The 24,008-nt window shown below is 60.1% G+C and carries 22 protein-coding genes; 15 read left to right on the top strand and 7 right to left on the bottom strand.

Features of this window, described 5'->3' with window-relative positions; translation table 11 throughout:
- Window positions 1-7: 7 nt before the first annotated feature.
- The 3 genes from sdhD to ACYQ0G_RS03470 are packed head-to-tail and all read left to right on the top strand — an operon-like array spanning window position 8 to window position 3,101.
- The gene (gene sdhD / locus ACYQ0G_RS03480) at window positions 8-394 is read left to right on the top strand and encodes a succinate dehydrogenase, hydrophobic membrane anchor protein (protein WP_460099363.1); all 387 of its coding nucleotides are present in this window, start codon (window positions 8-10) and stop codon (window positions 392-394) included.
- Window positions 394-2,235, top strand: a complete 1,842-nt coding sequence (gene sdhA, locus ACYQ0G_RS03475) for a succinate dehydrogenase flavoprotein subunit (RefSeq protein WP_460099361.1) — start codon at window positions 394-396, stop codon at window positions 2,233-2,235. Before sdhD ends, sdhA begins: the two co-directional genes overlap by 1 nt.
- Window positions 2,235-3,101, top strand: coding sequence for a glycoside hydrolase (locus ACYQ0G_RS03470; protein WP_460099358.1), 867 nt, complete (start codon window positions 2,235-2,237; stop codon window positions 3,099-3,101). The genes sdhA and ACYQ0G_RS03470 overlap by 1 nt, the downstream gene beginning before the upstream one ends.
- On the opposite strand, the gene ACYQ0G_RS03465 is transcribed toward ACYQ0G_RS03470, so the two are convergent.
- Window positions 3,098-3,727, bottom strand: a complete 630-nt coding sequence (locus tag ACYQ0G_RS03465) for a peptidylprolyl isomerase (RefSeq protein ID WP_460099355.1) — start codon at window positions 3,725-3,727, stop codon at window positions 3,098-3,100. The two genes, ACYQ0G_RS03470 and ACYQ0G_RS03465, sit on opposite strands and share 4 nt — an antisense overlap.
- 28 nt (window positions 3,728-3,755) lie before the next feature.
- Entirely contained in the window at window positions 3,756-4,316 is a 561-nt protein-coding gene (locus ACYQ0G_RS03460; RefSeq protein ID WP_460100609.1) for an ATP-dependent Clp protease proteolytic subunit, read from the bottom strand.
- 180 nt (window positions 4,317-4,496) lie between these two features.
- Between ACYQ0G_RS03460 and creD the strand changes: the two genes are divergently transcribed.
- Window positions 4,497-5,885, top strand: coding sequence for a cell envelope integrity protein CreD (gene creD / locus ACYQ0G_RS03455; RefSeq protein WP_460099353.1), 1,389 nt, complete (start codon window positions 4,497-4,499; stop codon window positions 5,883-5,885).
- 68 nt (window positions 5,886-5,953) lie between these two features.
- Here the strand turns inward: creD and ypfJ are convergent, their stop codons facing one another.
- Window positions 5,954-6,805 carry a KPN_02809 family neutral zinc metallopeptidase gene (ypfJ, locus tag ACYQ0G_RS03450; RefSeq protein ID WP_460099350.1) on the bottom strand — a complete coding sequence of 284 codons (852 nt, stop codon included), beginning with the start codon at window positions 6,803-6,805 and terminating at the stop codon, window positions 5,954-5,956.
- An 89-nt stretch (window positions 6,806-6,894) separates the two neighbouring features.
- Here ypfJ and ACYQ0G_RS03445 point away from each other — a divergent pair, with 89 nt between their 5' ends.
- The 4 genes from ACYQ0G_RS03445 (at window position 6,895) to ACYQ0G_RS03430 (ending at window position 11,053) form a co-directional block, all read left to right on the top strand.
- Window positions 6,895-7,650 carry a 3-hydroxybutyrate dehydrogenase gene (locus ACYQ0G_RS03445; RefSeq protein ID WP_460099347.1) on the top strand — a complete coding sequence of 252 codons (756 nt, stop codon included), beginning with the start codon at window positions 6,895-6,897 and terminating at the stop codon, window positions 7,648-7,650.
- Between the two features lie 183 nt (window positions 7,651-7,833).
- Entirely contained in the window at window positions 7,834-9,297 is a 1,464-nt protein-coding gene (gene guaB, locus ACYQ0G_RS03440) for an IMP dehydrogenase (protein WP_460099344.1), read from the top strand.
- 15 nt (window positions 9,298-9,312) lie between these two features.
- On the top strand, window positions 9,313-10,491 hold the full coding sequence (locus ACYQ0G_RS03435; protein ID WP_460099341.1) for an RsmB/NOP family class I SAM-dependent RNA methyltransferase: 1,179 nt from the start codon (window positions 9,313-9,315) through the stop codon (window positions 10,489-10,491).
- Window positions 10,492-10,552: 61 nt separating this feature from the next.
- Complete coding sequence (locus ACYQ0G_RS03430; protein ID WP_460099339.1) at window positions 10,553-11,053, top strand: tetratricopeptide repeat protein; 501 nt, start codon at window positions 10,553-10,555, stop codon at window positions 11,051-11,053.
- Window positions 11,054-11,107: 54 nt separating this feature from the next.
- On the opposite strand, the gene ACYQ0G_RS03425 is transcribed toward ACYQ0G_RS03430, so the two are convergent.
- Both ACYQ0G_RS03425 and ACYQ0G_RS03420 read right to left on the bottom strand, forming a co-directional pair.
- The gene (locus ACYQ0G_RS03425; protein ID WP_460099337.1) at window positions 11,108-11,581 is read right to left on the bottom strand and encodes an RNA pyrophosphohydrolase; all 474 of its coding nucleotides are present in this window, start codon (window positions 11,579-11,581) and stop codon (window positions 11,108-11,110) included.
- Window positions 11,578-12,528 carry an alpha/beta hydrolase gene (locus ACYQ0G_RS03420; protein WP_460099336.1) on the bottom strand — a complete coding sequence of 317 codons (951 nt, stop codon included), beginning with the start codon at window positions 12,526-12,528 and terminating at the stop codon, window positions 11,578-11,580. Before ACYQ0G_RS03420 ends, ACYQ0G_RS03425 begins: the two co-directional genes overlap by 4 nt.
- Window positions 12,529-12,698: 170 nt before the next feature.
- On the opposite strand from ACYQ0G_RS03420, the gene ACYQ0G_RS03415 reads away from it, so the two are divergent.
- From ACYQ0G_RS03415 to ACYQ0G_RS03405, 3 genes are all read left to right on the top strand, one after another.
- The gene (locus ACYQ0G_RS03415) at window positions 12,699-14,633 is read left to right on the top strand and encodes a 2-oxoacid:acceptor oxidoreductase subunit alpha (RefSeq protein ID WP_460099333.1); all 1,935 of its coding nucleotides are present in this window, start codon (window positions 12,699-12,701) and stop codon (window positions 14,631-14,633) included.
- Window positions 14,633-15,667 carry a 2-oxoacid:ferredoxin oxidoreductase subunit beta gene (locus ACYQ0G_RS03410; RefSeq protein ID WP_460099330.1) on the top strand — a complete coding sequence of 345 codons (1,035 nt, stop codon included), beginning with the start codon at window positions 14,633-14,635 and terminating at the stop codon, window positions 15,665-15,667. The genes ACYQ0G_RS03415 and ACYQ0G_RS03410 overlap by 1 nt, the downstream gene beginning before the upstream one ends.
- Window positions 15,668-15,893: 226 nt before the next feature.
- Window positions 15,894-16,859 (top strand): metal-dependent hydrolase, encoded by a 966-nt coding sequence (locus ACYQ0G_RS03405; RefSeq protein WP_460099328.1) that lies wholly within the window; start codon window positions 15,894-15,896, stop codon window positions 16,857-16,859.
- Here ACYQ0G_RS03405 and ACYQ0G_RS03400 read toward each other — a convergent pair.
- Window positions 16,837-17,595, bottom strand: a complete 759-nt coding sequence (locus ACYQ0G_RS03400; protein WP_460099325.1) for a phosphatase PAP2 family protein — start codon at window positions 17,593-17,595, stop codon at window positions 16,837-16,839. The two genes, ACYQ0G_RS03405 and ACYQ0G_RS03400, sit on opposite strands and share 23 nt — an antisense overlap.
- Before the next feature lie 41 nt (window positions 17,596-17,636).
- Between ACYQ0G_RS03400 and ACYQ0G_RS03395 the strand changes: the two genes are divergently transcribed.
- The 4 genes from ACYQ0G_RS03395 (at window position 17,637) to alaS (ending at window position 23,757) form a co-directional block, all read left to right on the top strand.
- Complete coding sequence (locus ACYQ0G_RS03395) at window positions 17,637-19,031, top strand: cryptochrome/photolyase family protein (RefSeq protein WP_460099322.1); 1,395 nt, start codon at window positions 17,637-17,639, stop codon at window positions 19,029-19,031.
- A gap of 42 nt (window positions 19,032-19,073) precedes the next feature.
- A complete protein-coding gene (locus ACYQ0G_RS03390; RefSeq protein WP_460099319.1) occupies window positions 19,074-20,312 on the top strand; it encodes a class I SAM-dependent methyltransferase in 1,239 nt (412 codons plus the stop codon).
- Between the two features lie 98 nt (window positions 20,313-20,410).
- On the top strand, window positions 20,411-21,037 hold the full coding sequence (locus tag ACYQ0G_RS03385; protein WP_460099316.1) for a glutathione S-transferase family protein: 627 nt from the start codon (window positions 20,411-20,413) through the stop codon (window positions 21,035-21,037).
- A gap of 68 nt (window positions 21,038-21,105) precedes the next feature.
- Complete coding sequence (gene alaS / locus ACYQ0G_RS03380; protein ID WP_460099313.1) at window positions 21,106-23,757, top strand: alanine--tRNA ligase; 2,652 nt, start codon at window positions 21,106-21,108, stop codon at window positions 23,755-23,757.
- 51 nt (window positions 23,758-23,808) lie between these two features.
- Here the strand turns inward: alaS and ACYQ0G_RS03375 are convergent, their stop codons facing one another.
- Entirely contained in the window at window positions 23,809-23,988 is a 180-nt protein-coding gene (locus ACYQ0G_RS03375) for a hypothetical protein (protein WP_460099311.1), read from the bottom strand.
- Window positions 23,989-24,008: the final 20 nt, after the last annotated feature.

Raw genomic sequence — 24,008 nt, 5'->3', positions numbered from 1 at the left:
TTAATTCATGAGTGACGGAACTCCCATCGGACGCGTGCGCGGGCTGGGCCCGGCGCATGAAGGCGCACATCACTGGTTGATGCAGCGCTTCACCGCCATCGGCAATCTGGTGCTGATGCTTTTTTTGGCGATCAGCCTCGCGCTGTTGCCTGCATATGATTACGCGACAGTGACCGAGTGGGCCTCGCAGACGCTCCCGGCGACTGCGCTTGCCTTGCTGATTGTCAGCGTGTTCTGGCATGCTCGGCTTGGTCTTCAGGTACTGGCCGAGGACTATGTCCACGATGCCGGTTCAAAGTTCGCCGTGATCACCCTTCTTAACCTTGCAACTATCGGCGGCGGTGCTTTCGGCCTGATCTCGATCGCCCGCATCGCCCTCGGAGGAGCCGTCTGATGGCCCGTACCGACACTTTCGAAATCGGCGGTCGCAGCTACCCCATCATCGACCACGTCTATGACGCAGTGGTTGTGGGCGCGGGCGGTTCCGGCCTTCGCGCCACCATGGGCAGCGCCGAAGCCGGTCTCAAAACCGCCTGCATCACCAAGGTCTTCCCGACGCGCTCGCACACCGTTGCGGCGCAGGGCGGCATTGCGGCCAGCCTCGGCAACAATACGCCTGATCACTGGTCGTGGCATATGTACGATACCGTGAAGGGCTCCGACTGGCTCGGCGACCAGGACGCGATCGAATACATGGTCCGCGAAGCTCCTCAAGCGGTCTACGAGCTTGAGCATGCAGGCGTGCCCTTCAGCCGTAACGACGATGGTACGATCTACCAGCGCCCGTTCGGCGGTCACATGCAGAACATGGGCGAAGGCCCGCCGGTGCAGCGCACCTGTGCCGCAGCCGACCGTACCGGTCACGCCATGCTCCACGCGCTCTACCAACAGAGCCTGAAATATGACGCGGACTTCTTCATCGAATATTTCGCGCTCGACCTGATCATGGAAGACGGACCTGATGGCAAGGTTTGCCGCGGTGTGATCGCCATGTGCCTCGACGACGGGACGATCCATCGTTTCCGTAGCCAGGCGGTCGTGCTCGCGACGGGCGGTTATGGCCGCTGCTACTTCACCGCGACTTCAGCCCACACCTGTACCGGCGACGGCGGCGGCATGGTGCTGCGCGCAGGCTTGCCGCTGCAGGACATGGAATTCGTCCAGTTCCATCCGACCGGCATCTATGGTGCAGGCGTGCTGATCACGGAAGGCGCGCGCGGCGAGGGCGGTTACCTGACCAACTCCGAAGGCGAGCGTTTCATGGAGCGCTACGCGCCCTCGGCCAAGGATCTTGCCTCGCGAGATGTCGTTTCCCGTTCGATGGCGCTGGAAATGCGCGAAGGCCGCGGTGTCGGCCCCGATGGCGATCACATCTTCCTGCACCTCGATCACATCGATCCCAAGGTACTGGGTGAACGCCTGCCGGGCATCACCGAAAGCGGAAAGATTTTCGCGGGCGTGGACCTGACGAAGCAGCCGCTGCCGGTAACTCCGACTGTCCACTACAATATGGGCGGCATCCCGACCAACTTCCACGGCGAAGTTCTGGCAGGCGATCCCGGTGATCCGGAAAAGATCGTACCCGGCCTTTTCGCCGCCGGCGAAGCAGGCTGCGTTTCGGTTCACGGCGCAAACCGGCTCGGCTCCAACTCGCTGATCGACCTCGTCGTGTTCGGCCGCGCTATCGGCCACCGACTGCGCGATACGGTCAAGCCCGGTGCGAGCCAGGCGGAACTGCCGTCGAACAGCGCGGACATGGCGCTCGGCCGTCTCGACCATTTCCGCTATGCGGACGGAGGCTCGCCAACTGCTGAAGTACGCGCGGAAATGCAGAAGGGCATGCAGAAGCACGCTGCGGTATTCCGTGACAGCAAGCTGCTGGCCGAAGGCGTCGATGTGCTGAAGGCCGTCAACAAGCGGATGGAAGACATCAAGGTGTTCGACCGTTCGCTGATCTGGAACAGCGATCTCGTCGAAACGCTCGAGCTCGACAATCTGATCGCGCAGGCCAATGTCACCATGGCTTCCGCTGAAAATCGCAAGGAAAGCCGCGGCGCCCACGCGCATGAGGATTTCCCCGATCGGAACGATGCCGAATGGATGAAGCACACCATCGCCTGGTTCGATGGCTGGGGCGGCAGCGGCGGCGGTGTGAAGATCGATTATCGTCCGGTACACGAATACACGCTCACCGACGATGTGAAGTATATCGAGCCCAAGAAACGCGTTTACTAATGCGCTGGCGGCGAGGAGCGATCTTCGCCGCCTTTCTCGTGGCAGCGTGTGCCACAAGCCCTTCCACGCCACCGGAAAGCTTAGGCGCGGAGCCTTTCTACGCCAAACACCTTTCCGCGCTTGGTATCCCCATCCTTTCGTCTGCGCGGGTGCCCGACGAAGCGCTCATGGCTGCGCAGGATATGACGGAAAGCCTGTTCGCCTACCGTCCCGAACTCGCAGCCTGGCTGGCCGCTAACGATTATCGAATCTCGATCATATCCGAAGATGAAGCGCTTCTCGATTTGCCTGACAAAGTGCATTGGACCAAGCCAGATCGGAATGATCCGCGTCTGACACGATGTGAACTCAAGCACTACGATGTGCGGATCGGTGCATTGTCGGATCGAGCTTACTGGGACGCGCGCGCAAGAGGCGTTGGAGGCACGCGGACCGTTGGTTCGGAAGAAGATGTGCTGGGACTTCCCTCGACCCGCTATTGGGGAGAAACGATCTTCGTGCACGAGATGGCACATAATGTTCTGTTCGCCATAGAAGCCGTAGATCCCGCTCTGTACGCTGATGTGCAGTCTGCTTACGCACACGCGCTCGCACATGATTTGTGGCTCAATGAATATGCGACCACGACCATTCAGGAATATTGGGCCGAAGGCACCCAGATCTGGTTCAATTCAAACCGTCTGGTGGTGGTGGACGGCACCCGCATTCTGGACCACCCCGATCTGGAAGCTTATGATCCGCAGCTCTATGCCGCTCTTGGCAAGGCATACGGACAAAATCATCGCCTTCGGTCCGATCCCTTCTGGATGAGTCCAGCCCGCGTTCCACCTGGCCCGATTCCGGAAAATACAGCCGAAGAATGCTAGTCGTCGGCTTTGGGCCTCACCCGCCGGACGTCGATTAAAGTTACAGGTTCCGCCAGCATCTGGCCTTTCATCCAGCCTTCGCCTTTCTCTGCGTCACGCGGGCTGTCATGGATCGCATGGACGACGTCCATCCCATCGACGACATAGCCGAACACCGCATAACCGAGACGCTCGTTGGGATCGGTGCTGTCAGGCTGCGCATCGAGGCCGGTCTGGTCCTTGATCATGATCGAAAAGTCGCCCGTTGCCGTGCCCGGCTCGAGCCGTGCCATCGATAGGGCGCCATTCGTATGGCTGAGGCCCGTCTCGCTGGTTGGCTCATGAGCGATGCCATCCAGAATACGATCAGGATCGTTCTGGGTCCCGCCCTGTATCAAGCCATTGGGCGGATCGCCCCAATCAAGGTGCATGGCACGGTAGAAGACCGTTCCATCGAAGCGATCCTCCTCTGCGTATCGAAGGAAGTTGGCGGCCGTGACCGGCGCACGCTCAGTCTCCAGGGCGACTGTTATATCGCCCAAGGTGGTTTCTAGTACCACCAGCGTCGTGGCAGCCTCACTATCGATGGTTTCTTGAGCGGATAGCGGAGAACAGATCAGCGCAGCGAGGGGCAACAGTGCTTTCATATGGTGCTTACCTTCGGTCAATTGGCTGTCAGATGATATCCGCGATCAAGCCGCGACGTTTGGCTTCTTTTCCGTCGATATACCAGTTGTCGGGAGCTTTCTCCCGGATCTCCTCAAAATCGACTTCCGAACCTTCCGCAAGAGATTTGAACCCAGCCTCTTCGATGGAGATCGATTGGTCGATCTCATTGAGTGCCGCCTTGAGCTGGGAGATGCAACTGCGGAGCGGGCCGGACAAATTGATGGTCTTGGCGATCTGCCGTTCATGGACAAGGAGTGTGGTGTCCCGGGTCAGGAAGCGACACTCGACCGGAAAACCGGCCATGAAGGTCGCGCCCGCCGAATATACGGCCGCCTTGCCCAGAAAATAAATAGTCCGCCCAGCTTCGCGCAGTAATCGGACATCGTCGGCCATGGCGCGAGCGATCTCGGGATTTCCGCCGAGTGTGGTCAGGGCGATGACCAGCGGGCCATCCTTCGGTGCCGCACTCAACTGGTTGCGGAACTCGGCATACATCGCCTCGTCCACGCTGCCGAGCAATCGAAGTTGTGGGGCGGTCAATACGGTTTGGCAGTCTTGGTTATCCATGCAGGTTCTTTCTTGATGGAGATGAGCTTCTGGAGTGGTTGAAAACGAGCCTTGTTCCAGCTCGCGTATTTTCTTGGTCAATCTTTGCACCGCTGGCTCTCGTTAATCGCACCAGTTCATGTGTAATTCAATTCGTCGCTATCAGAGAACGCTTCATCGCTAATGCAAGAGGATATTTCGATGAAGGACAGGTCTCCAAGTTTCAAACTGTTGCTAGCCGGGTTGGTCGGGCTGGTGCTGATGGTCCCGCTGATGATGGTCTATGGGCTCGTCTCCGACAGGCAAGGTCAAGCGCGTGTAGCCCAAGCAGCGATCACGGCGGGCTCCGGCGGGGAACAGATCGTCTCCGGCCCTGTCCTCGTTGTCCCCTTCTTGGCAATGCGTCAGATCGATGAGACTATCGATGGGCGTACTGTCAGCCGCAATCAGCTCGTCCGGCAGCAGCTGTTCATTTCTCCTACCACCCAAGAGCTTTCGACGCTGCTGAAACCCGAACACAAGAAGAAAGCGATCTACGAAACGGTCATTTATCTTGCAGAGATGAATGGCCGGGCGCGTTTCGAAATTCCCAGCGACCTGAAATCTTTCGGCACGAAGCGCGAGGAGTTGCTGCTCGACGAAGCGCAAATCCGGATTGGAACATCTGATCCACGCGGTCTGCGTGCGGCGGCTGATGTTCGGGTCGGCGGTGAGCGCATCGACCTGATGCCGGGGGAGGGCACCCGCGCTAGCGGCGGCGCCGGTTTCCACGGCTCACTGGATTGGTCCAGCGCGGAGCCCTTGGTGGTCGATTATAGTTACACCATCCGTGGCAGTCGCAATCTCACCCTAGTCCCGCGCGGTGGGCAGACTGAATGGAACGTTACGTCCCCGTGGCAGCATCCCGGCTTTGCAGGCAGTTTCCTGCCCGATGAGAGTACAATCTCTGACGAGGGCTTCTCGGCTAAATGGTCGATCGGCAATCTAGCCCTGGGACAATCGATGGTGGCTACCAGCGATTTACCCCCTCCGGCTGAAGGTGAAGTCATTCCCTTGAGGGAGGTTGAGAGAGGCGTCCCGGATAATCTGCAGGCTAGCAAGGCAGCCAGCATCGCACTTGTTCTGCCCGCCGATATTTACGCTCAGGTCGATCGCAGCGTGAAATACGGATTTCTGTTCATCGGTTTCACCTTCGTTGCTTTCCTCTTGTTCGACGTGGTCGGCGGAGCGAAAGTTGCCGCGGCGGAGTATCTGCTGACTGGCGCGGGACTGGTGCTTTTCTTCGTGCTGCTCCTGGCGTTTGCTGAATGGGTCGGTTTCGGCACTGCCTATATCATCGCGAGCGGGGCGATTATCGGCCTGTTGACGGCCTATAGTGCAGCGGTTCTCGGTGGCTGGAAGAGAGCGGCGTTCATAGCGGGGCTGCTAACGGCCCTCTATTCCCTCCTTTTCGTCCTGCTGAGCCTTGAAGCGGCCTCGCTGATCATCGGATCCGTGCTGATGTTCGCTGCCCTTGCTGGCGTGATGTACGCCACCCGGAACGTGGATTGGAGCGGAGTGGTGCAGCGCGAGCAAACCGTAGAAGGCTAATTGGCTTGCCGAAAAAAGAGGGGCGCGGGCCAGACGGACCGCGCCCCTTTCCTTTGGGTGAAAGGCGATCAGCCCACATTCGTATACTGATCGCAAACACGGTCATCGCCTCGCAGGCCAGCCCGCAGCGCTTCGCTGCGTTGGGCACTGGTACCGTGGGTGAAGTTTTCGGACGACACCTGCCCCCGCGTAAGGCGATCATCGCCGATCGCCGCGGCAGCCTGCATGCCTTCCTCAATATCGCCGGGTTCGATGAGATTGCGGTTCTTGCCGGCCCACACGCCCGCATAACAATCGGCCTGCAGTTCCATGCGCACCTGAAGTTGGTTGCCTTGCGTACGGCCTACCTGGCCCTGCGCACTGCGTATCTGGTCGGATACGCCGGTCAAAGTCTGGACATGATGGCCATATTCATGCGCGAGCACGTAATAGCGGGCGAAATCGCCGCCGCCGCCAGCCATTCGCGCCAGCTGATCGTAAAAGCTGGTGTCGATGTAGATTGTCTGATCACCCGGACAGTAGAAAGGCCCCATGGACGAGCTGCCGCTGCCACACGCTGTCCGAACACCCCCATCATAAAGATGCAGCGTAGGTTGTCTGAACCGATCGCCAAATCCCTGTTCGCGGAATGTCCGTCCCCAGGTGGTGTTGAGCGAACTCAGCGCATTGCAGGCTTCGCGCGCGTATTCACCCTGATTGCAGACTTCGTTTGCATCGGTGCTGACTTGTCCGCCGGACTGGGAGCCCTGTTGCACGCTTTCAACCATTCCGGCAGTTTGAAACGGATCCATACCGAACACGAAATAGCCAATTGCTGCCAGAACAATTGTGCCGCAGCCGATACCACCAGCCTTACCGACTCCGCCGCCGCTGCTGCCACGCACCTGAATATTGGAACTGTCGAATGGATTGAGACGCATGCTATTCCCCTGTCTGTGGCCGCTTTACAGCACGCTCCCTGTGCGCGATGGCCATTGTCGATTGCTAACCCCAACGCTCGGAGAGCCAAATGTTTCTCACAGGTAAGCGCGCACTTGTCACGGGATCGACCAGCGGGATTGGCCTCGCAATCGCCAAAGCGTTGCGTGACGAGGGCGCGGAAATCGTCCTCAACGGCTTTGGTGACGAAGCTGAGATCGCAAAGCTGTGCGAGGAACTGGAGGCAACGCACTCGGGTGCCGATCTGACCGACGTCGCACAAATCGAAACGATGATGGATGAAGCGGGCGAGATCGACATTCTCGTGAACAATGCCGGGATTCAGCATGTCGCGCCAGTCGAGGAATTTCCGGTCGACAAGTGGAACACCATCATCGCGCTCAACCTAACGGCGGCTTTTCACACCACTCGGCTTGCAGTCCCCGGCATGAAGAAAAGAGGCTGGGGCCGTATCATCAATACCGCGAGCGCCCATTCGAAAGTCGCCTCGCCATTCAAAAGCGCATATATTGCGGCCAAGCATGGTATCGACGGATTGACGAAGACCGTGGCGCTCGAACTGGCGGAGCATGGCGTAACCGCCAATTGCATCAGTCCGGGCTATGTCTGGACCCCGCTGGTCGAAAACCAGATCCCCGATACAATGAAGGCACGGGGGCTGACGCGTGAGGAAGTAATGAACGACGTCCTCTTGGCAAAGCAGCCGACGAAGAAGTTCGTTCAGCCGGAAGATCTCGGTGCGCTGGTGGTGTTCCTGTGCCGTAAAGAGGCGCAAAACGTGAATGGCGCGAACTGGAGTGTCGACGGGGGATGGACCGCCGATTAGTTTCCAGGTCAGTCAGATCGAGCATTAAACCTTCCTGAAGACCATAGCGATGTTCTCGGCTCGACCGGTTCACCGACAGGCGGCCGCAGCGCGGGAGCGCTTTCCTTTTCGTTGTCCACTAGCGCCAATGGCAAACCGTCGTTACATGGGCCGCCACATTTCCCCCGGCAGGCGATTCTAAACGTGGCACATCTCGACATCCCCCTCGGTCTTACTTTCGATGACGTTCTCTTGCGTCCGGCCGAGAGTGACATCCTCCCCTCGATGGCCAATACCTCGACGCGGCTGACGCGCGATATCGAGCTCCACATTCCCGTTCTTTCTTCGGCAATGGACACGGTGACAGAGGCGGACATGGCTATCGCGATGGCGCAGCTTGGCGGTATCGGCGTGCTTCACCGCAATTTCGAAGTCGACGAACAGGCGGCCGCCGTTCGCGCTGTCAAGCGCTACGAAAGCGGCATGGTGGTCAATCCCATCACCATCCTTCCAGATGCGACGCTGGGTGATGCACAGCAGATCATGACCGCCAATCGCATCAGTGGCATTCCGGTCACGGACCGCAGCGGCAAGCTGGTAGGCATCCTGACCAACCGCGACGTGCGCTTTGCTGAAAACCCGCGTCAGCCCGTCAGCGAATTGATGACGACGGAAAACCTCGCCACCGTACCGCTCGGCACGGGTCAGGAAGAGGCACGCCGTATGTTGCACCAGCGGCGGATCGAAAAGCTGCTGGTTGTGGATGATGATGGTCGCTGCGTAGGCCTGATCACGGTCAAGGATATCGAGAAATCGGTGGCCTATCCCACGGCCACGAAGGATGAGCAGGGTAGGTTGCGCGTTGCCGCAGCCACCACCGTCGGGGACAAGGGTTTCGAGCGTACCGAGGCCCTGATCGATGCCGGCGTCGACGTGGTCGTTATCGATACGGCGCATGGCCATAACAAGGAAGTTTCGAAGGCAGTCGAGCGCGTCAAGAAGCTGTCGAATTCGGTGCAGGTCATCGCGGGCAATGTGGCCACCGGCGAAGCAACCAAGGCGCTGTGCGGCGCAGGCGCGGACGGCGTGAAGGTCGGCATCGGGCCCGGCTCGATCTGTACGACACGCGTTGTTGCCGGCGTCGGTGTACCGCAGCTCACTGCTATCATGGATAGCGTCGAGGAAGCTGAAAAGCAGGGCGTGCCGGTTATCGGCGACGGTGGTTTGCGCACGAGCGGCGATGCGGCAAAGGCGCTCGCGGCCGGTGCCTCCAGCATCATGGTCGGTTCCATGCTCGCCGGTACCGAGGAAGCGCCGGGCGAAACCTTCATTTACCAGGGCCGTAGCTACAAGGCCTATCGCGGTATGGGCAGTGTAGGGGCAATGGCTCGCGGCAGTGCGGACCGGTATTTCCAGGCCGACGTCAGCCAGCAAAAGCTCGTGCCCGAAGGCATTGAAGGCCAGGTCCCCTACAAGGGTCCGGCGGCTGCCGTCGTCCACCAGCTTGTCGGCGGGATCAAGGCCGCCATGGGCTATACCGGAAGCGCAACGATCGACGATCTGCGCAAGAATGCGAAATTCGTACGGATCACCAATGCCGGGCTTACCGAAAGCCATGTGCACGACGTAGCGATCACGCGGGAAGCGCCGAACTATCCGACGCGCTGATCGGGAAGGGGACGCATGACGCCCGCCGCACGCGTACAGACGTCTATCGAACTGCTCGATGCGATCATCGCTTCCGCGCAGTCAAAAGGCGCGCCTGCCGACCGCATCCTTGCTGACTGGTTTCGCAACAACCGCTTTGCCGGGTCGAAGGATCGCCGCGCCGTCCGCGAGCTGGTATTTTCCGCGATCCGCGCTTGCGGACCGGTTCCCCGAAATGGGCGTGCGGCGATGTTACGCCTCGCGCAAATCGACGAGAGCCTGCTGCCCTTGTTCGACGGTTCGAATTACGGGCCGCAGCCAATTGCAGACGGTGAAGTTGCGGCGGAAGGCGGGGTTGCTCCGGCCTGGTTGTCAGATCTGCTGGCCGCTTCGGACGTCACCGGTGACGAGGCAGCAGCGCTGCTCGATCGTGCGCCGCTGGACGTACGCGTCAATACTTTGAAAGCGGAGCGCGCGACGCTAGCTCTTCCTGTCGAAGCTCAGCCCACTGGCGCTCCTCATGGGCTCCGCCTCGAGGCAGGTACGCAGGTGGAGCAATGGGCCGAATGGAAAGAAGGGCAGGTCGAGGTCCAGGACACCGGCTCGCAGCTGGTCTGTCTTGCCGCAGAGGTTGCTCCCGGAAGCACCGTGATCGATCTGTGTGCAGGTGGCGGGGGAAAGACGCTCGCACTTGCAGCAGCGATGGAAAACCTCGGAAAGCTCGTCGCTTCCGATACCGATCGGGGGCGGCTGTCACGCCTTCCGCAGCGCGCCGAAAGGGCAGGGGCGACGATGATCGAAACGCGTCTGCTCGATCCCAAGCGCGAATTCGAAGCCTTGGGCGATCTCGAAGGTCAGGCCGATGTGGTGCTGGTGGATGCGCCTTGTTCGGGCACTGGCACCTGGCGCCGCAATCCCGAAGCGCGCTGGCGGCTCGATCATGCTGAACTGGCACGGTTAACTGCGTTGCAGGCAGATATTTTGGATCTCGCAGCCAAGCTGGTGAAGCCCGGTGGCAGGCTGATTTACGTGACCTGCTCCTTACTAGATGAGGAGGGTGCGACGCAGTTCGACAAATTCCTCGGACGGACTAAGTCGTTCTCGGCACGGGAAATTGCCCTTCCGGCCGGTCGCCAACGCGGGAACGGCACGCGGCTTACCCCGTATCACGACGGTACGGATGGGTTTTTCATCGCCCGTGCAGATAGATCGTGATAGCTTTGCAGGTATGGCTAACACCCGGCCTTCTGCGAGCACTTCGCTAACGGAGACAATAATGCGCTTTGCCCCAGCCGCCGCCGCCCTGTCACTGGCCTTGGCCATGACTGCCAGCGTGAGCTACGGGCAGGTGCGCGATCCCGATCCCCGCGCCGGAGTATTGATCGCGAGAGGGCAAGCCGCTCTCAATGCCGGCGATACGCAAGGCGCCATAGATGCGTTCGAAGCGGCGCTGGCGGTCGATCCGGGATACACTCCGATCCTGGTCCGGCTCGGCGAAGCAGCGCGCGCCGATGAACTGCAAGGCAAGGCGATCCGGTATTACCGCGAAGCATTGGAGCGTGATCCCGGCAATCTCGCCGCGATCTCAGGCGAGGGTGCGGCCATGGCCGAGAAGGGCGCGATGGAAAAAGCGCGGCTAAACCTTGCCAAGGTTCAATCGCTTTGCGGCGACAACTGCCCCGAGACCCGCGAGCTTGCCGCAGCGATTGCTGCGGGTCCGCACAAGCAGGTTCTCACCGCCGAAGCGACGGTGGAGCCTCAACCGCAACAAAACTGAATCGCGCAAGGTCCACAGGTGTCGAATGACCGGGACGGCAGTCGCGTCGCAAGCTCAGATCAGGTCGCGAAACTCTTCCAAAACAGAACGATAGACGCGCTTCTTGAAGGGGACGATCAAGTCGGGCAGCTGCTCGGCATCGACCCATTTCCAGTCGCAGAATTCCGCAGGATCATGCGCCTGCAGATCGATATCCTCATCCACTCCTGAAAAGCGAGCCAGGAACCACACCTGCTCCTGGCCGCGGTATTTGCCGCCCCAAAGCTTGCCGATCAGTTCTTCAGGCAGGTCGTAGCGGATGGGTTCGGCGGTCTGCTGGATCAGCGTGACATGTTCGGCCTTGGCACCTGTCTCTTCCGCAAGTTCGCGCAAAGCGGCATCCTTGATGTCTTCACCTTCATCGACACCGCCTTGGGGCATCTGCCACCAGTCGCCTTCCTTATTGTCGATCCGGCGACCCACAAAAACGCGGCCTTCAGAATTCACCAGCATCACGCCGACGCAAGGCCGGTAACCCAATTCACTCACCTGTAACGCTCCACCATCAATTCGACCGCAGCGAGGAAGGTTTCGAGGTCCTTTTGCCCGCTCGGGATCGCCTTCCTTAGCGTCGTAAAACCGTGAATTATACCGGGGAATTCAAGATAGACGAGTGGTGTACCCTTCTGGACCAGATGTGCTGCATATTCGCGCCCGGAATCGCGCAAAGGATCAAGGCCGGCGGTGCACAGAACGGTGGGCGGTGTCTCGGGACATTCGCCAGCCATCGGCGTATGGCGCGGATTGCTCGCCTCGCCGCCATATTGTTCGGTAAACCAGCTCATGGTGGCGCGGGTCAGCAGGTACCCTTCCGCAAAATCGCGAAAGCTGGAATGCCCGGTGACATCGCTCGCCACGGGATAGATCGGCGCCTGCACGATGACCGGTACATCGGCCGGTTCGTTTGCCAGCTGGTTGCTGGTGACGATGGTGAGGTTTCCGCCCGCGCTGTCACCCGTCACGACCAGCCCCGTGACCTTGCGATCCAGCGCTTCGGGAGAAGTGGCGATCCAGCGTGCGGCAGCCTCGCAATCGTCCGGCGCCGCGGGGAAGGGGTTCTCAGGTGCGAGGCGGTATTCCACCGACACCACCGGCAAATCCAGCCGGTGGGCGATCTCGGTGCAGAGCGAATTGTAGACCTCGATATCGCCAATCACGAAGCCGCCTCCGTGGAGGAACACCACGCAGGGGCCGGGATCGCGGTTTTCCTGCGCATCATACAGCCGCAGCGGAATATCGCCCTCGGGGCCGGGGCAGGTCAGATCCTTGATTACCGCCAGATCGCGCGCAGGCGCTTCGGCCAAACCGCCCAGCGTCCGCATCTGCTTCCTGCCTTCGACCGCGCCAACCTCTTCGACACCCTTGCCGCCCATGGCTTCCACCATGGCGAGGAAGGTACGCACATCTTCGCGCACGAATGGTTCGGTGTCGGGCATCTGTCTCTCCTTGCGTTGCAAATGGGGACTTAGCCACTCGGCAAAGCTTTTCCACCTGCCTTTTTCCCGCTAGCAGAGAAACTTCATTGCGAGAGCAGGGCGTGCCTCCTAGGTGGCGCTCCCGATGACATTGCGCCCATCGTGTGGCGCGCGACAAGGAATTTGACCGGATGGCAACAGCCGCCACCGCGCCGCAAGACGGCCTCCCCGCAAGCCCCGATGCCATCGTCGTGCGTTTCGCCGGCGATTCGGGTGACGGCATGCAGCTGACTGGTGGGCAGTTTACGCTCTCCACCGCGCTTGCCGGTAACGATCTTGCCACCTTCCCCGATTTCCCGGCGGAGATCCGTGCGCCGCAGGGCACGCTGTTCGGTGTCTCGGCGTTCCAGATCAATTTCGGCAGCCGCGCGATCAACACCGCTGGCGATGCGCCCGATGTGCTGGTGGCGATGAACCCGGCGGCGCTCAAGGTGAACCTAGCTGCCCTGAAGCCCGGCGGCCTGATCATTGCCGACACGGGCGCCTTCACCAAGCGCAACCTCGACAAGGCGCATTACGAAGCAAATCCGCTGGAAGACGGCAGCCTTGCGAAGTTCGACGTGCTCGCCTTCGACATCAGCGAAAAGACGATCGAGGCGGTCAAGCCGTTCGGTCTGGGCAACAAGGACGCATTGCGGTCCAAGAATATGTGGACGCTGGGCCTTGCGCTGTGGATGTTCGATCGTCCGCGTGAGCCGATCCATGACTGGCTGAAGGCCAAGTTCAAGTCCAAGCCCGACATTGCCGATGCTAATATCGCCGCGCTCGACGCAGGCCATGCCTATGGCGAAACGGCCGAGCTGTCGGGGCCGGTCAAGCAGCTGAGCATGCCGCCCGTGCAGAGCGAGCCGGGTCTTTACCGCACCATCACCGGCGCGGAAGCCGTGTCGCTTGGCCTCGTCGCCGGTGCGCAGCTGGCCGAACTTCCAATGTTCTTCGGCGGTTATCCCATCACCCCGGCTTCGGCGATCCTCCACCACCTTGCGCGATTGAAGGAATTCGGCGTCACGACCTTCCAGGCGGAAGACGAAATCGCGGCCGTGTGTGCCGCCATTGGCGCAAGCTGGGCAGGGCAGCTGGGCGTCACCAGCTCATCCGGCCCGGGTATCGCGCTCAAGACCGAAGCCATCGGCCTTGGCATTATGACCGAACTGCCGCTGGTGATCGTGAACTCGCAGCGCGGCGGCCCCTCGACCGGCCTGCCGACCAAGACCGAGCAGAGCGATCTTTATCAGGCTGTCTATGGCCGCAACGGCGATGCGCCCATGCCGGTCATCGCCGCGCGCAGCCCGTCCGACGCCTTCGAAGTGGCGATCGAGGCCTGCCGGATCGCGGTCGAATACATGACCCCGGTGATGCTGCTGACCGATGGCTATATCGCCAATGCGGCAGAGCCGTGGAAGGTGCCGGACCCTGCCGGGTTCGAGCCGTTCCCCGCGACGTTTCTGACCGAGCCGCGCGGCGAAGAGCTGCTGCCCTACAAGCGCGACGAGAAGGGCGCCCGCCCGTGGATCAAGCCCGGCACGCCCGGCATGATGCACCGCATCGGCGGGATCGAGAAGCACGAGGAAACGGGCAATATCGATTATTCGCCCGACAACCATCAGCGCATGACCGACCTGCGCAAGTCGAAGGTCGAGAATATCGTCGTCCCCGATCAGGAAGTGGCGCTGGGCGAGAGCACCGGTACACTTGCCGTGGTTGGCTGGGGCAGCACCTACGGCCCGATCCATCAGGCCGTACGCCGCAGCATCGCAAAGGGTTGTTCGGTCAGCCATATCCACGTGCGACACATCTGGCCCATGCCGAAGAATCTGGGTGAATTGCTCAAGGGCTTCGACAAGGTACTGGTACCGGAAATGAACACCGGCCAGTTCAAGACCGTGCTTCGCGACCAGTTCCTCGTCGATGCGCAGCCTCTCACCAAGACCAGCGGCCAGCCCTTCCAGATCGCCGAGCTGGAGCGCGAGATCGCGAAGTATTTCGACGGTATCGATGGCAATGAAGGTGGAGAAGTTGCGGTTAACGACCAGCAGCTTCCCAGCCCGATTGCGGAGAACGACTAATGAACGCACCCGTAAAGATCGAAACCACGCTCAAGGACTGGGAAACCGATCAGGAAGTTCGCTGGTGCCCGGGGTGTGGTGACTATGCGATCCTGAAGGCCGTGCAGCGCACCCTGCCGCAGCTGGGATGTGATCCGGCGAAGACCGTGTTCATTTCCGGCATCGGCTGTTCGAGCCGCTTTCCCTATTACATGGAAACATACGGCTTCCACACGATCCACGGCCGCGCTCCGGCCTTTGCGACGGGTGCGAAGCTGGCCAATCCGGAACTCGACGTCTGGCTGGTAACGGGTGACGGCGATGGCCTGTCCATCGGCGGCAACCATCTGATGCATGTCCTGCGCCGCAATGTGAACATGCAGATCATGCTGTTCAACAACGAGATCTACGGCCTCACCAAGGGTCAGGCATCGCCGACCAGCCGCGAAGGCACCAAGTCTCCTTCGACCCCGATCGGCAGCTACGATCACCCGGCGCGCCCGGCAGCGTTCGCGCTTGGCGCAGGCGCACGCTTCGTCGGGCGCGGGTTCGATGTATCGAAGAACCTGCCCGACGTGCTCAAGGCCGCCCATGCGCACAAGGGCGCGGCTTTCATCGAGATTTTCCAGAACTGCATCGTCTACAACAAGGACGTGTTCGACGATTTCGCCGCGCCCAAGGGTGCGGAAGATCGGCAGCTCTGGCTCGAAAATGGCAAGCCGATGCTGTTCGCCAAGGACAGCAAGGGCATCACGCTCAACCGCGACACGCTGAGCCTGGAAGTCGTCGACGTGATCGACGGCGACTGGGAAGCGGCGGGCGTCATCGTTCACGATGTCACCAACCGGTCGATCGCGCATATGCTGGTCGAAATGCCTTTCGGTCCGTTCCCGATGGCGCTTGGCGTGCTTTACGACGATCCGACGCCGACCTTCGAGGATGCGGTCATTCAGGAACGCAAGATGGCCAGCGAGGGTAAGGAGGCCAATCTCGCCAAGCTGCTCGGCAAGGGGCAGACCTGGACGGTCAGCGGAACGGCGCAGGACCCGATCTAGGACTTCTGGTTCGCGCCTGCATTTCTGGCGCGAACCAAAAAGCTTTCCTACATTTCCACCGCGCGTTACTCCCGCGGGACTATGGATTTGCCCGCACCTTTTTCTGTACCGAATGCTCGCCAGGGCAGGGTTTTCGTCGCTCGATCGGGCATCACGGTTTGCGTTCTCAGGACTGTGTCAACTGTGTCAACTTGGCTCAGGAAAACCTCTGCGAATCTGAACGCCGATGGATAATCTGACGCACAGCCTCGTAGGGGCCATACTCGGCCAGGCCGGGCTCAAAAAGAAAACCGGGCTCGCGATGCCGGCGCTGATTATCGGCGCGAACCTGCCCGATGTGGATGCGACCTGCTTTTTCTGGCTCGACGGGGTTGAGCATCTCGGCTTCCGCCGGGGTATCACGCATGGGCCACCGGCCATGCTGCTGCTGCCGCTGATCCTTGCCGGGCTGCTCTGGGGTTTCGATCGATGGCAGGCGAGGCGGGGCAAGCGTCCGGAGGCGCGGCGGCCGGTAAGCTTCGCATGGCTCTATCTCCTCAGCCTGCTTGGCTGCCTGACCCATCCGGCGTTCGACTGGCTGAATTCCTATGGCATTCGCCTGCTCGAACCGTTCAGCCACCGCTGGTTCTACGGCGATACGCTGTTTATCATCGATTTGTGGCTATGGGCGATCTTGGGCGGCGCGACGTGGATTTCGCTCCGCCGCGAAAAGCGGGGAGGGGCGTGGAGGCGGCCTGCGAGGCTCGCTCTTGGCATTGCTCTGGCCTATATCGGTGCGAACTGGCTGGTGACGCGCGATGTCGAGCGCATGGATTCCCTGAACATGGCGGTCAGCGAGACCATTGCCGCGCCGGTCGCCTTCGATCCCCGCGCCCGCGATGTCATCTTCGTTAACCGTGACGGACGGCATGGCGTCATCCCCGGATTTCGCAAGCAGGCGACGGGAAAGCTGGAATATCTCGGAGACGCCTACCTCCCATCCTGCGATCTTCAGGGTGCGGCGCGGGCCGATCCGCAGGTGAGGGCATTCCTGTTCTGGTCGCGGGCCCCGTTCGTGGAAAGACGCGACAGAGGCGAACTTTGGCTCCGCGACGCGCGCTTCGTCGATCCTCGCGCGGGCGACCGCTTCTCGGTGCGTTTGTCACCGAACACATGCACCGAATTTTTCGCTAGCGGTGGTCCAGACCGCTAATCTTGTTCGCCTGACGATCGGCAGCAGCCTTTGCCGGCGCATAGAACAGCGCCGCTGCGAGGAAAGCCCAGCCGGCACCGCCCAGCCAGCCGGCCACCACATCGCTCGGGAAATGGACGCCGAGCATCACGCGGCTCCAGGCTACCATGGCGGAGAGGATGATCGCGAAGCCGATGATCGTATAACGGACAGGCTGCCGCTGCGAGAGCGCGGCAAAGGCCAGCGCCATGCCGATGTAAACGACCGCGGCGGAAAAGCTGTGGCCGGAAGGGAAGCTCTCCCCGCCTGCCTCGGTCAGATGCGGCACTATCTGCGGACGATCGCGGCCGACCAGCAGCTTGAGGCCGGTGTTGGCGAGCCAGCCCGTGACCACCGTCGCTGCATAGAGGAAGGCCTCGCGGCGCAGCTTAAGGAAGAGGAGGGCAACCACCGCCGCCAGGGCGAAGAGATTACGCAGGAAGACACCGCCCAGCGCGGTCACATCGCGTACGCTTTCGCGCACAACTTCGGGTCCGCGCGGCCCCAGTCCCTCGCCTGTACGGAAGGACAGAAGACCCCGTTCGTCGAAGGATGCGGTGAGGCCGTGGGTAACGGCGTAGACCATGATGGCGAAGCCGATCCAGCAGATGACTGCTGCGACGAGTGCCTTTCGCCGGTCGATGGTGAAGCCCCGGCGGGGCAGCACTATAGGCTCGGCGGGCAAGGGTTCATCGGTCTGCGCGCGGGTCTTGGTCATGAGATGTGGAACCAGCCTGCGGGCGCTTCCGTTCCGCTGTCATGAGTTCACCCCAGATAGTATGGTTGCGGCGCGACCTTCGCATGGCCGATCAGCCCGCTTTGCATGCCGCAGCACAGGCAGGCCCCGTCATCCCCGTCTTCGTTCTCGACGAGGACCGCGGGGGCGATCACGCCATCGGCGCCGCATCCAAAGTCTGGCTGAACTATTCGCTCCAGAGCCTGGCCAAGTCCTACGGCAGCCGCCATTCGCGCATCATCCTGGGCAAGGGCGATGCACCGCAGGTGCTTGCGGCAATAGCCGATCAGACCGGCGCGTCCTGCATCCATGCGATGCGGCATTATGAGCCGTGGTGGAAGGAGGCCGAAGACGAGCTGCGCGATGCCCTGGGCGATGATCGCAAGCTATGCCTATATGATGGAAACTACCTGTTGCCGCCCGGGTCGGTGACGACAGGGTCCGGCGACCCTTACAAGATCTATACCCCGTTCTCGAAATCGATGCTGGAAGTGATGCCGCCGCGCGACACGCTGGGCGAACCGGAAACGCTTTCATCGCCCGCTAGCTGGCCCGAAAGCGACAATCTTGAAAACTGGGAACTGCTGCCGACCAAGCCCGACTGGGCGGGGGGCATCCGCGAATTCTGGGATTTCGGCGAAGAGGCCGCGCATGATCGTCTCGATCGGTGGGCCGATGAAGTCGCCGATTACGATGAGGGTCGCAATCTGCCGTCGCAAGACATCACCTCGCGGCTGTCCCCGCATCTTCACTGGGGAGAGATCAGCCCCGCTCAGGTCTGGCACAAGCTGAAGGACAAGCGCAGCGATGGCTGGAAGACCTTTGCCAAGGAGGTCATCTGGCGCGATTATGCGCAAAATGTGATCGATCAGTTCCCTGACTATCCTCTGGAAAGCTATCGAGATTACGATGAACGAACGCTCTGGAGAAATCCCCAGGCCGGCCATCTGATCGAAGAAGATCTGCAATGCTGGCAAAAGGGCATGACCGGCTATCCGATCGTCGATGCCGGTATGCGTCAATTGTGGCAGACGGGGTGGATACACAACCGCGTCCGCATGATTTGCGCGAGCTTCCTCGTGAAGCATCTGCTGATCGACTGGCGCTATGGTGAGCAGTGGTACTGGGACTGCCTCGTCGATGCCGATTACGGTAACAACGGTGTCAATTGGCAATGGATTTCGGGCACCGGGGTGGACAGCAACATGTTCAGCCGCATCATGGCCCCGCTCTCGCAAAGCAAGAAGTTCGATGCGGCGGGCTATATCCGCGAGTATGTTCCCGAGCTGGCCGACTTGGATAACGCCTGCATTCACGACCCTCCGGATGACACGCGCGGCGATTATCCGGTCAAGATGATCGGCCACAAGGAAGCCCGGGAACGTGCATTGCAAGCTTACAGGCAAAGTAAGCCGTAGCGGACTTGTCGATACGCTGATGGCGCGGCATAGGCTCGGCGCATGGACACCCTGGCCAGTCAACGCGGACGCACCCTGATCGAAGGCGCCAAGCCGTTTGCACGCAAACCCGGTTGGCTCGCGCGGCTGCTCGCGCCGGGCTTGGACAAGATGCTCGAACGTATCGACGCAGCGCTTGAAACGGGGACGATCCACGGAACGCTGCCCGATGGTTCTCCACGCGTGCTGGGCGGACGCGCCCCGGGTTTCGAATGCGTCTTCGAACTCCGTAGCTATCGCGCCCTCATTCGCATCGCGACCAATGGTTCGGTGGGACTTTATCAGGCGTGGGAGGCTGGGGAATGGTGGAGCCCTGACCCGGTTCCGCTCTTCGCGCTTTTCATGCAGCACGCCGAAAGGCTTGGTGACACGGCGCGAGCGAAAGGCCCATTCCGGCACTCGCTAAAACTGGCGCATCTGGTCAATCGTAACACGCATGTCGGGGCGCAAAAGAATATCTCTGCGCATTACGATCTCGGCAACGATTTCTATGAGGCATGGCTCGATCCGACCATGAGCTATTCTTCGGCACTCGAGGTCGGCGATGATGCTCTTGAGGCCGGGCAGAAGCGCAAATGGAAGGCATTGGCCCACCGTATCGGCGATGCGGACAAGGTGCTGGAAATCGGTTGTGGCTGGGGCGCACTGGCGGCGTATTTCCAGCGCGCCGGTAGTCATGTCACCGCCATCAGCCTGTCGGACGAGCAACTGGCTTGGGCACGGCAGCATCATTCGCGCGAGGTTGATTTCCGGAAGCAAGATTACCGCGATACCGCCGGGCAGTATGACGCCATCGTCAGCGTCGAGATGGTCGAGGCGCTCGGCCGCGAATACTGGCCAACCTACATGGACTGTATCGCGCGGAATTTGAAAGCCGGGGGCAAGGCGGCGATCCAGTACATCTCGATGCGAGATGACCTGTTTGCCGAATATGAGAAAAGCGCGGATTTCATCCAGGCTTATATTTTCCCGGGCGGCCTTCTCATACGAACCACCGAATTCCGCCGACTGGCCGAGGAGCGAGGACTAAGCTGGTCTGATCAATGCGACTTCGGACTGGATTATGCAGAGACGCTTCGGATCTGGCGCGAGAATTTCGATACTGCCATTTCCGCGGGTAAATTGCCTTCGGGCTTCGATGCGAAGTTTTGCGATCTCTGGCGCTATTACCTGATGTATTGCGAGGGCGGCTTCCGCGGAGGAGGGATCGACGTGCATCAGGTGACGCTGACGAAGATTTGACGGCGCGAAGTTGGCGACCCCAAGATTATTTCTTTGCGGCTGCCTGACATATACATGTTCCTGACGGACAAAGAAATTGAACGAGAAGGAAGATCGTCGTGACCATCACCGTCCACCACCTCAATAACAGCCGCTCGCAACGCATCCTGTGGTTGCTGGAAGAATTGGGCGCGGATTACGATATCGTTTCCTACCAGCGTGATGCGACAACTAATCTCGGCCCGCCCGAATTGAAGAACGCGCATCCTCTCGGCAAGTCGCCGGTAATAGAAGATGATGGTCGCCTCGTGAGCGAGAGCGGAGCCATCATCGAATACCTTTGCGAGCGGCATGGCGGTGAAAGCTGGCTGCCGGACCGTTCATCCGATGCCTGGATCGACCATCTGGAATGGATGCAATTCGGCGAGAGTTCGTTTTTCGTACCTGTCATGCTGAAGATTTATGCCGGCCGTCTCGGGGAAGCCGCCGCTCCCCTTATGCCGCGTATCGACGAACAATTGGCTGCGCACGTCGCTTATGCCGAGGACCGGATTTCAGAATCTCTCCATTTTGTCGGTGATGAATGGAGCGCTGCCGACGTGATGATGAGCTTCCCGGCCGAAATCGCCGTCCTGCAAGGGTTTGGCGAAAAAGCGCCGAAGCTGACCCGTTTTGTCGAGTCCATCCATGCCCGTCCTGCGTGGCAGCGGGCTCGGGAAAAGGGCGGCGCTTATTTCGTCTGGTAGGCGAGCGTTCGCCGAAGTTGGCGCTTTTGCTGCTTGTCGCACGCCGCCCGATTGCCTAATTGCCCGGCATGACGTCGACCAATGAAATCCGCCGCTCCTTTCTCGACTACTTTGGCTCGAACGGGCACGAGGAAGTGCAGAGCGCGCCGCTCGTACCGTTCAGCGATCCCACGCTCATGTTCGTCAACGCGGGCATGGTGCCATTCAAGAACGCATTCACCGGCTTGGAAACTCCACCAGCACCCCGCGCGACGAGCGCCCAGAAATGCGTGCGAGCTGGCGGGAAGCATAACGATCTCGACAACGTCGGCTACACCGCGCGCCATCACACCTTCTTCGAGATGCTCGGCAATTTCAGCTTCGGTGATTATTTCAAGGAACAGGCAATTGATAATGCCTGGACCCTACTAACCAAGGAATGGGGGCTCGATCCCGATCGCCTGCTCGTTACGGTTTATCACACTGATGATGAAGCCTTCGATCTTTGGAAAAAGCGCACGGGATTTGCGGATGAGAAGATTATTCGCATACCGACGAAAGACAACTTTTGGGCGATGGGGTCAGACGGTCCATGCGGTCCATGCTCCGAAATTTTTTACGATCACGGAGATCATATCTGGGGCGGACCTCCGGGATCTCCTGAAGAGGATGGCGATCGTTTTGTAGAAATCTGGAACCTCGTTTTCATGCAATTCACGCAGGAAAATGACGAGATCGTCGGCGATCTGCCCAAACCCAGTATCGATACCGGAATGGGTATCGAACGCGTCGCAGCGGTCATGCAGGGCGTGCACGACAATTACGATACCGATACCTTCAAGGCGCTCATCGGTGCCAGTGAGGCTTTGACCGGGGTCAAGGCGGAAGGTGAAAGCACCGCAAGCCATCGAGTGATCGCCGATCACCTTCGTTCGACCAGTTTCCTGCTGGCCGACGGTGTGTTGCCCAGTAATGAAGGCCGCGGTTACGTCCTCCGCAGGATCATGCGACGTGCCATGCGGCATGCCCATCTACTTGGGGCAAGCGCTCCTCTTATGCATCGATTGGTCCCGGAACTCGTCAGCGAAATGGGCGCTGCTTACCCCGAGCTGGTTCGTGGACAATCCTTGATCCAAGAAGTGCTCGAACGCGAGGAAACACAATTTCGTCGCACTTTGGATAAAGGGCTCAAGCTGCTCGACGAGGCGACGGGTGACATTGCCGAGGGCGGGACGCTCGACGGCGGCACCGCGTTCAAACTCTACGACACCTACGGTTTTCCATACGACCTTACCGAAGACGCGCTGCGCAATCGCGGCATCGCGGTAGATCGTGAGGGCTTCGACGCTGCAATGGCTGAACAGAAGGCTGCAGCTCGCGCGGCCTGGAAAGGCTCGGGGGACGCAGCCAGCGATGAAATCTGGTTCGACATAGTCGAGCGCGAGGGATCCACCGAGTTTACCGGTTACGCGTCCACTACGGGTGAGGCGGAAGTGGTTGCTCTCATAAAGGATGGCGTGGAAGTCCAGGGCGCATCCGAGGGCGATGAAGTTCTGGTTCTGACAAACCAGACGCCCTTTTATGGCGAAAGCGGGGGTCAGACCGGCGATGCAGGACGTATATGGTCCCCCGACGGTCTCGAAATCATAGTATCAGGCACCAACAAGCCGCTCGGTCGGCTACATTCCCACGTTGCAAAAATCGCCAAGGGTTCGGTGAGCCGTGGCGATGCGGTGCATCTCGAAATTGACGCAGAACGTCGCGACCGGATACGTGCAAATCACTCCGCAACCCATCTTGCTCACGCGGCGCTCCGTAATCGTCTCGGCGAACATGTTACTCAAAAAGGGTCGCTCGTTTCGGAAGATCGGTTCAGGTTTGATTTTTCCCATCCGAAGCCCCTGAGTGATGAGGATATTTCCGCGATCGAGGCAGAAGTTAACGAAGAAATTCGGGCAAACGAATCCGTCGGTACGCGCCTCATGACCGCCGATGATGCTGTTGCGGCAGGTGCGCTCGCGCTGTTCGGCGAGAAATACGGTGAAGAAGTCCGTGTCCTCTCCATGGGCCGAAAAGGCGAAGAGGGCAGAAATTATTCGGTCGAATTATGTGGGGGCACTCACGTGGAAGCGACTGGTGACATCGGATTGTTCAAGATCGTATCCGAAAGCGCTGTGAGTTCGGGTGTAAGACGTCTTGAAGCCCTTACGGGGGAGGCCGCTCGGCAATGGCTCTTGGCTCGTGATGAGGCAGTTCGGATGATCGCGTCTGCACTCAAGACTTCGCCGGATGAAGCCGCATCGCGAGTTTCTGCCCTGGTCGAAGAGCGCAAGCGTCTCGAAAAAGAATTGGCTGACGTCAAACGCGCCCTTGCGCTCGGGGGCGGAAATTCCGGAGATACCGAGCCAACCAACGAGGATGTGGGCGGCGTAACCTTCTCCGGTCAGGTGATCGAAGGACTGAATCCAAAAGAACTACGTCCACTTCTTGACGAAACGAAGAAGCGGATGGGTTCTGGAATTGCTGCAGTCTGTGCGGTCAATGATGGCAAAGGTGCAATCGCAGTAGCAGTGACTGATGATCTTACGGAAAGGTTCAGTGCGGTCGATCTTGTGCGAACCGCGGTGGAAGCCCTTGGCGGCAAGGGAGGCGGCGGTCGCGCCGACATGGCTCAGGGTGGGGGACCGGATGGCGCCAACGCTGATGAAGCGATAGCCGCGATCCGCCGTTCATTGGCATAAAAGACCCCCTGACTGGAATGCCAGTCAGGGGGTGTTCAATTCAAGAGTAGATCAGGCGCTTGGTGTCTTCTTGGTGACGCCGCTGGAACCCTTTTCGATATCGTATCCTTCGGTGTCGCCGGGAGCGCCGCGCCGCTGGTCTGGCGCTTGGTCTTTGCGCGGATCGGCCACATTCTGCGGCTTGAACTTCTCATCGTTCGGAATTGGCTTTGTCGGATCGATGTCACTCATATTTCTCTCCTTTTGCCATA

Source organism: Qipengyuania triglochinis (assembly GCF_054655615.1).
This window is presented reverse-complemented; position numbering and strand designations above follow the sequence as displayed.